This window comes from Ureibacillus acetophenoni (genome assembly GCF_900220965.1).
Classification (GTDB): domain Bacteria; phylum Bacillota; class Bacilli; order Bacillales_A; family Planococcaceae; genus Ureibacillus; species Ureibacillus acetophenoni.
On sequence record NZ_OBQC01000009.1, the window covers coordinates 1 to 12,668 of the forward strand.

General features: G+C 35.9%; 9 protein-coding genes and 1 pseudogene. 9 read left to right on the forward strand and 1 reads right to left on the reverse strand.

The genetic code is table 11. From position 1 onward, the window contains the following. Together CRO45_RS12160 and CRO45_RS12165 are read left to right on the forward strand one after the other, a co-directional pair. Positions 1 to 846: NCS2 family permease (locus CRO45_RS12160; protein WP_101956407.1), on the forward strand; the 846-nt coding region annotated here is incomplete at its 5' end. Between the two features lie 145 nt (positions 847 to 991). Further along, entirely contained in the window at positions 992 to 1,627 is a 636-nt protein-coding gene (locus CRO45_RS12165; protein WP_097149924.1) for a DUF421 domain-containing protein, read from the forward strand. 44 nt (positions 1,628 to 1,671) lie between these two features. Here CRO45_RS12165 and CRO45_RS12170 read toward each other — a convergent pair whose 3' ends face one another. Continuing rightward, positions 1,672 to 2,940, reverse strand: coding sequence for a M20/M25/M40 family metallo-hydrolase (locus CRO45_RS12170; RefSeq protein ID WP_097149925.1), 1,269 nt, complete (start codon positions 2,938 to 2,940; stop codon positions 1,672 to 1,674). Positions 2,941 to 3,187: 247 nt separating this feature from the next. On the opposite strand from CRO45_RS12170, the gene CRO45_RS12175 reads away from it, so the two are divergent. The 7 genes and pseudogenes from CRO45_RS12175 (at position 3,188) to CRO45_RS12205 (ending at position 12,664) form a co-directional block, all read left to right on the forward strand. Next, a complete protein-coding gene (locus tag CRO45_RS12175; protein WP_097149926.1) occupies positions 3,188 to 4,573 on the forward strand; it encodes a M20/M25/M40 family metallo-hydrolase in 1,386 nt (461 codons plus the stop codon). Then, complete coding sequence (locus CRO45_RS12180) at positions 4,564 to 5,781, forward strand: M20 metallopeptidase family protein (protein WP_235864585.1); 1,218 nt, start codon at positions 4,564 to 4,566, stop codon at positions 5,779 to 5,781. The genes CRO45_RS12175 and CRO45_RS12180 overlap by 10 nt, the downstream gene beginning before the upstream one ends. A 233-nt stretch (positions 5,782 to 6,014) precedes the next feature. Further along, positions 6,015 to 7,355: pseudogene (locus tag CRO45_RS12185) on the forward strand (ABC transporter substrate-binding protein). Positions 7,356 to 7,510: 155 nt separating this feature from the next. Continuing rightward, complete coding sequence (locus CRO45_RS12190) at positions 7,511 to 8,812, forward strand: hypothetical protein (protein WP_097149928.1); 1,302 nt, start codon at positions 7,511 to 7,513, stop codon at positions 8,810 to 8,812. Between the two features lie 398 nt (positions 8,813 to 9,210). Beyond that, complete coding sequence (locus CRO45_RS12195; protein ID WP_097149929.1) at positions 9,211 to 9,705, forward strand: GNAT family N-acetyltransferase; 495 nt, start codon at positions 9,211 to 9,213, stop codon at positions 9,703 to 9,705. Positions 9,706 to 10,134: 429 nt separating this feature from the next. Next, positions 10,135 to 10,713, forward strand: a complete 579-nt coding sequence (locus tag CRO45_RS12200; protein ID WP_097149930.1) for a TetR/AcrR family transcriptional regulator — start codon at positions 10,135 to 10,137, stop codon at positions 10,711 to 10,713. Positions 10,714 to 10,735: 22 nt separating this feature from the next. Further along, complete coding sequence (locus CRO45_RS12205) at positions 10,736 to 12,664, forward strand: serine hydrolase domain-containing protein (RefSeq protein WP_097149931.1); 1,929 nt, start codon at positions 10,736 to 10,738, stop codon at positions 12,662 to 12,664. Positions 12,665 to 12,668: the final 4 nt, after the last annotated feature.

Sequence of the window (12,668 nt, forward strand, 5' to 3'; positions counted from 1 at the left end):
GGAGTTATTATTTCCAATCCCGATACATTTGTGTCGATTGGAAACTTATCATCACCTACGACTCTACTAGCGATTATTGGCTTGGTTATTACGATAGTTATGTTAGTACGTGGAATAAATGGAGGAATTTTTTATGGAATGATCATTACCACGATTATTGGAATGATTGTTGGATTAATTAATGTTCCTTCAAAAGTTATTGGAAGTATACCGAGCTTGAAACCAACGTTTGGTGTCGTGTTTTCTCATTTGGATCAAGTTTTCACCCCTGAATTATTGGCAGTGATCTTTACTTTTTTAATAGTTGCCTTTTTTGATACGGCTGGAGCTTTAATTGCACTAACCAGTCAAGCGGGAATGATGAAAGGGAATACGGTTCCGAATATAGGAAGAGCATTGCTTGCCGATTCTACCGCTAGTGCAGTTGGGGCAATACTAGGAACATCCACACCTGCGACGAGTGTTGAATCATCTGCTGGAATTGCAGTCGGAGGAAGAACAGGCTTTACAGCTGTCATTATTGCTGCTTGTTTTACAATTGCTTTGTTCTTTTCACCAGTTCTTTCAGTTATTACATTGGAGGTTACAGCCCCTGCATTAATTATTGTAGGATCATTAATGGCAATGGAGATAAGAAAAATAGATTGGACTAAGCTGGAAATTGTCATTCCATCCTTTTTAACCATCATCATGATGCCCCTAACTTCTAGTGTAGCAATTGGTCTTGCATTTGGTTTTATTCTTTATCCACTTTGTTTAGTAGCACAAAAGCGTTATAAAGAAGTTCATCCGATTATGTATGTGCTTTGTTTGTTATTTATACTATACTTTGCTTTTATAGTATAGTGCTTAGCTACTATAAGAGTGGCAAAAAGCCAAAATCCTTTAAAACAAAGGGTTTTGGCTTTTTCTAATCAAAACTATATGAATAGTGATAGGTAAACTGGAAAAGCTATCATTAATCTTTGAATGAACGGTGGTTATGAAATTTATGGAATGGGATCATATATGGAAGGCCGTTTTAGTTGTTATTGCGGGAACAGTTCTTTTGAGAATTGCAGGTAGGAAGACGATTTCACAAATGACGTTGGCAGAAACAGTGATCATGATTGGAATTGGTTCATTACTTATTCAACCCATAGCTGGGGAAGATATTTGGACAACGATATTGGTTGGTGGAGTCCTAGTTGGAACACTGTTAGTAATGGAGTTTATGCAATTAAAATCTGATACTTTCGAAAAATTGATTACAGGTAAAGCTAAGGTAGTAATTGAAAACGGAAATTTGAATGAAAAAAATTTGAAGAAACTTCGATTAACAGTCGATCAACTCGAAATGAAATTAAGGCAATATAACGTATCTAAATTAAGTGATGTGAAATGGGCAACGTTAGAACCAAATGGACAATTAGGTTTTGAGCTCATACAGGATGCTCAACCAGTAACAAAAAAAGATTTCGAAGAATTTAAACAAATCATGCTCAATTTATCATTAAGTCATTCTCAAGAAAATCATACCTTTCAACTATTAAACGAACTAAACAATAAGGTTGATAACCAAGACAATTTATTCGCAGAAGTTCATAACAAAGGTCATCAAACCTCTCCGCCAAAGCACCTACAATAAAAAAGGGACGAGGTACTTTACCATCGTCCCAAAATTAAATCCTATTAAATTTCCTTAGTAAGCAATGGCCTCGAAACACCCTCTAAACCAACAAGCCCCAAAACAGTTAGAAGTAAATTCTGCACCCCATAATAAGCATCCTGAGGGTCAAAGTATTCATTTAACGTATGAATGCCTCCAAAATCTCCACCTCCGCCAAGGGTTATGGCTGGGATTCCTAGAGAAATTGGAATATTGGAATCCGTACTTGATGCTGGATTTGAATCGGGTTCAAATCCGAGAGTTGATGCGGCAGCTGCAGCAGCTTGTACAATAATTGCGTCAGGGCTTTGTGAACCAGCAGGCCGATCTCCAACTTGTTCAATAGTCAGAGTGATATCATCGGATCGATTCCAACGAAGATTTTCTTCATCTTTTGCTTGATTGATAATAGTTAATACTTTATCTTCTAATAATTTTAACTCATCTTGAGAGTTTGAACGTAGATCAATGAACATCTCAGCTTTTTCTGAAATAGTATTAATGGATGTTCCACCTTCAATCACGCCTACATTAAAAGTAGTTTTTGGATTTTCTGGTGTTTCGATATCTGCGATTTTCGCAATTGCTCTACCCATTGCATGAATTGGGTTCGGTGTTCCAAAAGCTCCAAAGCTATGGCCACCTGGTCCTTGATAAGTGACTTTATAACGTTTGCTGCCCGTGCCTAAATAAGTAATTCGGCTTGGTTCACCAGGTTCGATGGAAATAAATCCGTCGATATCGTCTCTATTTTTAAATAAAGTCTTAACACCACGTAAATCTCCTAGACCTTCTTCACCAACTGTTGCACCTATTATTAAATCACCAACGGTTTGTAAATTGGCCTCATTTAAAGCTCTCGTAAGCGAAAGTACAACAGCCAAGCCTCTGCCGTCATCAGAGATTCCAGGAGCATATACTTTTCCATCTTTTCTCTTTGCAACAACATCTGTCCCTAAAGGAAACACTGTGTCTAGATGGGCACATACTACTAATTTTGGACCGCCGCCTGTACCTGGTCTAATTCCGAAAACATTTCCTACTTCATCTACTGTAATATCCTGAATGCCAAGCTCTTCAAGTTTATTCTTGTAAAGTTTGCCTTTCGTTTCTTCCAAAAAAGTAGGTGCCTCAATAGCTGTCAGTTCGATTTGTTCTTCAGTTGTATTGTCGTTATCATCTTTCAGAAAGGAAAGTGCTTTCTCCACTTGAGCGTTAGAAGTGAGTACATTAAATAGACTATTCACTTGTTCACTAACGACAATCTTTTCTGTAACGGTTTCATTAATCATTCTATCATCTCCCATATCTAAATAAAATATAAGCCCGTTTATTACTTAGATGCATATTAATCTATTTTAAATTATCAGTCAATTAAGAAAGTTAGAGTGCTAGATTATAAACTCAAAAAAGTACGAGACTAGAAATTTATTTTCTAACAATTCAAAATAGTTAGAAAGTTACTTGACTAGTATTTTTCAATTGTTTACCATTAAGGAAATATTTTTGGCAAATTTCCGAAAATGGGGGGATTTAAACATGGGAAAATCTATAAATGAAATCATCAATGAAAATCGTGACCTTTATAAACAATGGCTCATCGATTTTTGTGCAGTCCCGAGTGTTGCAGCACAGAACAGAGGGATGGAAGAAAGCAAAAAATTTCTTCAACATTTATTTGATACTTATATAAAAGAGGAAGTTGAATTTATTGAAACAAGTGGATATCCAGTTGCTTATTCACATATAAAGTCTGATTCACCTTATACGATTAGTTTTTATAATCATTACGATGTACAACCTGAAGATCCGATTGAATTATGGAATTCACCACCATTTGAAGCGACTGAAAAGGATGGAAAAATTTATGCGCGGGGCATTGCTGATAACAAAGGGAATTTAATCGCAAGACTTGCAGCGGTACATGCGTTGAAACAACAAAATCCGTATCTTCCACTCAACGTAAAATTTATTTTTGAAGGGGAAGAAGAGATTGGAAGTATTCACCTTTCAGAGTTCGCTGAGAATCATACAGATAAAATTCAATCTGACGGCAACGTTTGGGAGTTTGGCTATCGTGATGTGGATGGTAGACTACAAGTTTCCCTTGGCGTAAAGGGGATGCTTTATGTTGAACTTTCTGCTGAAGGAGCAAATACGGACCTTCATTCCGCAAACGCATCGATTATAGAAAGTCCTGCATGGAGACTTCTTTTTGCACTGACTAGCTTAAAGGATCAGAACGATAAAGTTTTAATTCCCGGATTTTATGATGACGTAATCGAACCAACAGATGAAGAAATTGAATTTCTTTCCCAATATTTATTTGACGAAGAGGCGAATAAAGAGCATCTAGGAATCTCTCAATTTGTGAATAATTTAACAGGATTAAGTTTAAAGAAGAAGCATTTGTTTGAACCAACATGCAACATTTGTGGAATTAACTCCGGATATACAGGGGAAGGTTCAAAAACAGTACTACCTAACCATGCTTTTGCAAAATTAGATTTTAGATTAGTTCCAGGACAAGATTCAGAACGAATTTTAAAACTTTTACGAGAACATTTGGACAATCAAGGGTTCCAGGATATAAAAATCAAAGAAATGTCCGGTGTTCAAGCAGCGAGAACTCATCCTACAGAAACAATTGTAGAGGCAGTGATTGAAACAGTAACTGAAAGCGAAGAAATGTCTCCAAATATCGTACCGAATACACCTGGAACAGGGCCGATGTATGATTTATGCCAACGTTTTGGTATCCCATCTGTCTCCTTTGGTGTTGGACACTACGCATCGAATAACCATGCACCAAATGAAAACATTCGTGTACAAGATTTTTATAAACATATTGAACAAGTGGCAGACCTTATTGTGCGATTTGAAAAAAAACTAGCAAGTAAAGGAGTAGTAAAATCATGCAATTAACACAAAGCGAAGCATTCAAAAACGTAGAAAGTAAATACCCGGATATTAATAAAGCGATTTTACGAAATTTAGAAACTGTCATTCAAATTCGTAGAGATTTAAGACAGCATCCAGAACTATCATTTGAGGAAAAACGAACATCTAGTATTGTCGCAAACTACTTAAGAGAGTGGGGCTACGAGGTTCAAGAAGGCGTTGGTGGTACCGGTGTTGTTGGTATTTTAAAGGGAAAAAATCCAGGTAAGGTGATAGGGCTTAGAGCAGATATGGATGCCCTTCCGATGAATGATGAAATATCTGAACCGTATAAAAGTATCAATGAAGGTGTTGCACACACTTGTGGACACGATGTTCACACTTCAAATCTATTAGGAGTTGCAAAGGTTTTTAGTGAACTAGGTCTTGAAAAAGGAACACTAAAACTGATTTTCCAACCAGCTGAGGAAATCGGTAAAGGTGCAAAAGCAATGATTGATGATGGAGTGTTAGAAAATCCAAAATTAGATAAGCTTATTGGATTACATGTTGCCCCTAATTTAGATGTAGGTGAATTCTCTCTAGCAAATTCAAAATATGATTGTGCAGCAGTTGATATTTTTGAACTAGTCATCGAAGGAAAAGGTGGACATGCAGCGCACCCTCATAAAGCAGTTGACGCAGTGATGATTACTGCACAAGTATTAGTTGCAATGCAGCAAATCGTTAGTAGACAAGTAGATCCTCTAAAGCCAGTAGTTTTAAGTTTCGGTCAAATCGTAGGGGGAACAAAAGGAAATATATTACCAAGTACAGTAACAGTGAATGGAACGGTACGAACATTAGATCCGGATGTTAGAAATCAAGTTCCAGAGTCAATGGAGAAAATCGCAAATGGAATTGCTGAGTCATTTGGAGCGCAGGCGCGTTTAGATTATCAAAGGGTTACTCCATCAATGAGCACCAACGAGCAAGCTAAAAATGAATTCGGTGAGCTAGTAACTGAACTGTTCGGCGAAGAATCAATGCATTGGTTAACTCCTTCTATGGGAGGAGAGGACTTTGCCTATTTCTCAAAACTTGTTCCATCTTTATTCTTCAGACTAGGTTCAAGATCTAGTGATCAAACAGATTATTCAATTCATCATCCAAAGTTTGATATTGATGAACAAGCGATTCGTTATGGCATGACGTTATTTAGTGTTTTATCATACAAATTTTTAAATGAGTAAAAGGGGGAATAGATATGAAAAAGACGTACTTAATTGTGATTATGGCTTTTCTATTAGTACTATCAGCATGTAGCAACAATAGTGAAGGTACATCAACATCAACAGCTGACAACGGGAAAACAACAGACCAACAAAGCGAGAAAAAGGTATTAGTCATTGCAAATGGGAATGATATGGTTTCATTTGATATCCATAATCACAACAATACGAGTACAGAAGCTATCCACGTCAATATGTTTGACTACTTAGTTAGAAATACAGGAGATGGGTTTGAAGGAGTATTAGTTGAGAGTTTTGAAAATATCGATGATACTACTTGGTCGTTTAAATTAAAAGAAGGGGTTACATTCCATGATGGTTCCCCATTAACAGCGGAGGACGTAAAGTTTTCTCTGGAACGTGCAGCAAAAGACAACACATTACTTGAACATGGTAGTTATAAACAAATTAAAGAAGTAGTCGTTAAAAGTGAACTAGAATTTGATATTGTCACTGAAAATCCAGAACCAGCACTTTTAAACCGTATTTCCCGTATTGGTTCAGGAATTTTACCAAAGAACTAAATTGAAGAAAATGGTTGGGATGTATTTTTACAAAAACCTATAGGTTCAGGTCCATACAAATTTAAAGAATGGAAAAAAGATGACCGCGTCGTCCTTGAGAAAAATGAAGATTATTTTGGCGGAACACCAAAATGGGATGAAGTTGTCTTCCGTTCTATTCCAGAAGATTCAACGCGTGTATCTGAAGTGATCACAGGTGGTGTTGATATTGCGGTGAATATTCCACCTACAGATGTCCAAAGAATTGATTCAACTGAAGGTGTATCAATTGTAAAATCTCCCACACAACGTGTATTGCTATTAGCTCTTCGAACAGGTGGCGATGGCCCAACTGCTGATCCAAAAGTACGTGAAGCAATTGATTTAGCGATTGATAAAAAAATCATTGTCGATACGCTATTACAAGGTATGGGAACTGTAACAAGAACTCGTGTTACTCCTGGTAACGTTGGAGCAAACGAAAGCCTTTATGGTGTTTCCTTATATGACCAAGAACGTGCTCGTGAGCTACTTAAAGAAGCTGGATATGAAGATGGGTTAACAGTCACAATGTCATCTCCAAGCGGACGTTATTTAAAAGATAAAGAAGCAGCAGAATTAATAACTGCCATGCTTGCTGAAGTCGGCATTACAGTTAAACTAGAGTTTTTAGAATGGAGTAGCTTTAGCGAAAAATATCAAGGCAAATCGTTTGGTGATATTTTCATGATTGCTTACGGAAACTCTATGTTTGATGCTTCGTTAGCGTTAGATCGATTAAAGTTTGAAAAAGCAGCAGGAGAAACGGATTACAACAATCCAGAAGTAGAAAGTTTACTTCAAGAAGCTGAGAAAAACATGAACTTAGAAGAACGCGCACAACAATATATGAAAGCACAAGAAATGATTGCAGAAGATCGTCCGTACATTTTCTTATATCAAATGGATTCAGTTTACGGAGTTAACGATCGTATTGAATTTAACCCTAATTTAAATGAAATGTTTTATGTTGATGAAATCACTTTGAAATAATAAAAGGAGGTTAATCCTCCATTTAGGAGATGACACCTGCCTTATCTATGACATGCGGGTGTCATTTTTATTCACGAAGTCCATCATCTTACTGTTTGTTCACCCTTTACAAACAGAAAAATATAATTAAAAAATGTAATGGAGAGTAAGGGAAGATGAAAGTGAAAATTGGTGCAATAGGAGCAGCGGATTCATTAGAAAAAATAAAAGATGTCGCGTTAAAAGACAATCGAATTGAATTGATTGGATTTTCTTATGACGATTATGAAGAATTAAAAAACATATTAAGAGAAAATAAAACAAAAGTAGATCAATGGATTTTCTCAGGACAGTATCCTTATGATTATGCGATAAGACATCAATTAATTGATGAACAAGATGGAAGTTTTCCACCACTTCATGGAATTAGTTTTCTTGGAACTTTTCTACGAATAGTTAAGGAAAGAGGTCATTTCGTATCAAAAATTAGCTTAGATACGATTGATAAAAAAATTGTTCAACAATTACTATCTGAATTTTCCATTGATGATTGTTTAATTGCCTTATCTCCATATGAATATAATAAATCCTCTGAAGAAATTATTGATTTTCATATAGAACAACATAGATTAGGAAATTCTGAAGTAGCTATAACCGGTTATTTATCCGTTTATTTAGAACTGACGAAACGAAATATTCCTTGTTATCGTTTAGTTTCTTCCGAAATTGCTATTCAAAAAGAATTAGACTTATTGGTGACTAGAGCTCAATCACAATTAAATGAAAACTCCAGGGTTACTATTATCGGTATTGATGTAGTGGAAAATAATGAGCAATACTCGATTTATGAAAAGCAAAAACAGAGTTTAGAACTAGAACGAGAATTATTAGAGCTTACTGAAAAGTTAAATGGAAGTTTAAGAAAAGAAAATGATCGCATTTACATCTACACAACACATGGGGATTTCGAATTATCACTTGCTGACGAATCAATACTTCAAACTATTCGTGGTATCCAACTTTCCACAAATATAGAAATGAATATTGGGGTAGGCTCCGGTTATACGGTTTATGAGGCAAAATTGAATTCGAATCTAGCTTGTGATGAAGGTAAACAGCGAGCAGGATCTAACATGCTCTACATAGATGAAAATAAAAATCTACTGGACATTTTGAGTCGAGAGAAAAATTCCGATACCTTGCCAAGGTTTTGGCAGGAAACTTTACAAAGGCATAACTATTCAACTACTACGCCATTGAAAATCTATAGATACGTTATACTAAAGCAAATCGAACAATTCGGAAGCGACCTAATCACGAATCTATTAAAAAATACAGACCGAAACACACGACGTATTTTAAATGATTTAGAAAAGATGGGACTGTTAGAATCGGTTTATGAGGAAGCGGTAGGAAAGCGAGGTCGACCGCGAAAGATTTATAAGATTGTTGCGGAGATGGATAAGCCGATAGCTTAATGCTGTCGGCTCTTTTAGATCGATACCGGGTTATATTCGAACCTACTAAATAATAAATAGAGGTAAAAATTCCGCTTATTTGGAAATTCAATCAAAAAATAGCCGAAATAGAGGGAGAAATTACCCTTATCAACTTGAAATACCCTAAAATGGGGCGTTTTATTTCAAATAGAGGGAAATTTTACCCTTATTTTCCCCCAAAGTCATGCATCATTTTATCCTTAAAGGGAAATTCTCCCCTTATTTTTTTCATTTATCTTAGCTAGTTTTGCCAGACCTCTTTTCTATCCGTCATTACATAATAATCCGCATAGATTACGACGCTTGTAAGATGTAGAGATATACACATTACCAATACTTAGATATCATTATTTGTAGTAACTAATTTGGAGGTATTTATGTTTAGATTAGCAATGGAATCAGACTTACGTAAAATTATGGTAATAGTAGAGCAAATTGTTGAGGAAATGTCGACATCTGAGAATCGTCAATGGGATGAAACCTATCCATTAGCAGATGATTTTCTTCAAGACATCCATACCAATTCATTATATGTTTTTGAGGAAGACGCACAACTGAAAGGATTTATTTCAATTAATAAAGAATACCCAGAGGAATATAATGAGCTGAATTGGAAAGCAGATGACTTTCTCGTTATTCATCGGTTAGCTGTAAATGCAGCAAATCGTAAAGAAGGAATTGCAACGAAGCTTATGCAATTTGCTGAACAACTTGCAAGAGAACGAGAAATCAAGTTTCTTAAATCCGATACATCTGAATTGAATGAAGGAATGAACCGATTATTTAACAAGCTTCAGTATGTGAAAGTTGGACAAGTTCGGTTAGGTGATAAGGACTTTAAATTTAATTGTTATGAAAAGGAACTTGATTAACAAAATAGCTTATTTAATCGACCATAATACTAGGCGGTTGAAAAAAGGCAAAGCTAGCAGTCCATTGATCTGGATTGCTAGCTTTTATTTCTGAATAAACGGAAAAATTCCGCTTAATTGGAAATTAAAATTGAAAATAGCCAAAATAGCCGGAGAAATTCCGGTTATTAACTTAAAAACCGTAAAAAAGCGACGTTTTATTTCACTTAGGCGGAGATTTTCCGCTTATTCTCCCCCAAATCAAGCATCATTTCACCTTTAACCGGAAAACCTCCGCTTATTTTTTTATCCATTCAAATTCAATATTGATGTTTACATTAAATCAATAACTTTTATCAAATTGTCATCTTTTTACACCTCATTGAATAACATACGTTATATAACACCTGATTCATATCATCTGATTTATAACAAGAAAGGAACGTAATCATGCCACCAAAGAAAAAATTTACGAAAGAACAAATTATTGACGCTGCATTTGAGATTGCAAAAAATGAGGGGTTGTCTAACATTACGATTCGAAAAGTGGCAGAGCATTTGGGGAGCTCCATTGCGCCGATTTATGTCAATTTCAAAACGATTGATGAGTTAATCGAGGCGGTCATGCAAAAGGTGAATGAACTAAGTTTTGAAATGTTAGGGGAAGTGAATTCAGGAACACCATTCCTTGACATTGGGATTGCTAGCCTTCGTTTTGCGAGAGATTATCCGGTTCTGTTTCAGGACTTTGTCTTCAGTCAAAACAAAATTAACCATAATTACGATGAAAATATGGGGGCCAGTTTAATCGAACAAATGAAAGGTGATGAAGATCTAAAAGGATTTTCAACTGAAGAGTTGATGACCATTTTCATGAAAATGCGCATTTTTACAACGGGTCTTTCCATCATGGTTGCTGGAGGAATGCTTCCGGAAGAGTTTAATGAAGAAATGGGAATTGAGTTGATGAAGAGTATGGCCAATGACGTGATTACGTCTGCCTATAACCATAAGAACGAGACTTTATAAAATAATAAGGAGGCTTATCGGGTTGAAACTTATCAAACCCTTACTAATTGTTTGTATGTTTTTTCTGTTCATGTTTACTTCTATTCATTCGATTAGTGCGAGAAGTGCTACTGATTTTTCGGACATTGAAACGTTTATGGATGGATTCATACAGAAAAAAATGGATGAAGACAATATTCCAAATCTAACAGTTTCCTTAGTAGCTGATGGAGATGTTGTTTTTGCGAAGGGGTATGGTTTTGCAAATATCAATGAGCAAACGGAGGTAAACCCAGAGACAACGATGTTTCGTCTTGGGTCTGTATCGAAACTTTTCACTTGGACCGCCATCATGCAGCTTGTGGAGCAAGGAAAACTGGATCTTCACACGGATATTAATCAATACTTAGATTTTGATATCCCAGCTACTCTTGTAGTAGGAGCGAATAAGGAACAGCCAAATCCAATTACGCTTTTTCATTTAATGACTCATACACCTGGATTTGAGGATTATTCAAGTTCTATCTATAAACTTTCAGCGGAAGAGATGCCTACGCTTGAACAATATGTAAAAGAGTATTTGCCAGAAAGAGTATATCCACCAGGAGAAGTAATAGCTTACTCTAATTATGGAACGGCTTTGGCTGGGTACATTGTGGAGAAAGTTTCGGGTATACCTTATTCGGAATATATAAAAGAAAATATTTTTAACCCCCTTGAGATGAACTACAGTACGTTTCAACAACCATTACCTAAAGATTTATCTACAAATCTAGCACAGTCATATAGGTGGATCGGTGGAGAATACAAAGAAGGAAGTTTTGAGTATGTTCCATCAGCTGCCGGAAGTATGAGTAGTAGTGCAATGGATATGGCAAAATTTATGCAAATGTATCTTGAAGGTGGTAGTTTTAATGATATAAAGATTTTAGATGATGCAACCGTTCAGGAAATGTTCCAACAACAATTTACCGCTCATCCTACTTTAGATGGAATGACTTTAGGGTTTATGGAAATGACAATGAATGATAGAAAAATTCTCAATCATAATGGAAATACGACACTATTTGATGCAGGACTGTATTTATTACCAGATGAAAATGTTGGTCTATTTATTTCTTATAGTGGAAGCAATTTTTTAACACATAAAGAACTTTTCCAGGCATTCATGGACCATTATTTCCCCTCAGACAAAAGTGTTACAGTAACGCCGATGAAAAGTGGGGACTCTAGCAAGTTTGTTGGGGAATATCAACAAAATAGGAGGAGCTTTACGGATCCAGATAAGTTTCTAAGTTTAACGATGGGAAAAGTCCTAGTCCAGAAGGATGATTCAGGGGATTTATTAGTTACCATAAACGGAAACACGAATCGATTTGTTGAGGTTGAACCTTTTATATACAAAAATATGCGTGAAGAAATGTCTTATGATGCTTATGGTGAATTTAATACGATCGTATTTCAAACAGATCAATTTGGGAATATAATGCTCACAACAGATGGACCTATGAGCTATTCAAAGGCACCATGGTATGCTTCGAGTGGATTTACATTTTTATCATTAATTCTAGTAATCTTAACTTTTGTTGGAAGTCTTCTATTCTGGGGAATTAAAGCATTAGTGCGACGGAAACGGAAAACGTCTCAACCTAAAATAGAGGTATTTGGGAAAAGAATGGCAATTACTGCAGGAATACTGCTGTTGTTTTTATTGGCCAGCATTATCGTCACTGGGGCACCGGACCCACTCTATCAACTACCAAAAGTTGCAATGGGCATAGAACCTGCATGGAGCCTAATTGTTAATGTCATTCCAATCCTTTTAATGATGTCAGCTTTGGCAATGCTTATCTATGTTGTTTACCTTTGGTCGAAAAAATATTGTAGCATCATTCAACGCATTCATTTTACATGGTTAGTTCTCATGAACATGCATTTAATTTGGATTTTTTGGTATTGGCAGTTGTTTTAAAAAA

What these genes read in the sequence shown, in the direction of transcription:
- CRO45_RS12180 (WP_235864585.1), top strand. Translation starts at nt 4,564, where the DNA reads ATGCAATTAACACAAAGCGAAGCATTCAAAAACGTAGAAAGTAAATAC.
- CRO45_RS12170 (WP_097149925.1), bottom strand. Translation starts at nt 2,940, where the DNA reads ATGATTAATGAAACCGTTACAGAAAAGATTGTCGTTAGTGAACAAGTG.
- CRO45_RS12175 (WP_097149926.1), top strand. Translation starts at nt 3,188, where the DNA reads ATGGGAAAATCTATAAATGAAATCATCAATGAAAATCGTGACCTTTAT.
- CRO45_RS12165 (WP_097149924.1), top strand. Translation starts at nt 992, where the DNA reads ATGGAATGGGATCATATATGGAAGGCCGTTTTAGTTGTTATTGCGGGA.
- CRO45_RS12195 (WP_097149929.1), top strand. Translation starts at nt 9,211, where the DNA reads ATGTTTAGATTAGCAATGGAATCAGACTTACGTAAAATTATGGTAATA.
- CRO45_RS12200 (WP_097149930.1), top strand. Translation starts at nt 10,135, where the DNA reads ATGCCACCAAAGAAAAAATTTACGAAAGAACAAATTATTGACGCTGCA.
- CRO45_RS12190 (WP_097149928.1), top strand. Translation starts at nt 7,511, where the DNA reads ATGAAAGTGAAAATTGGTGCAATAGGAGCAGCGGATTCATTAGAAAAA.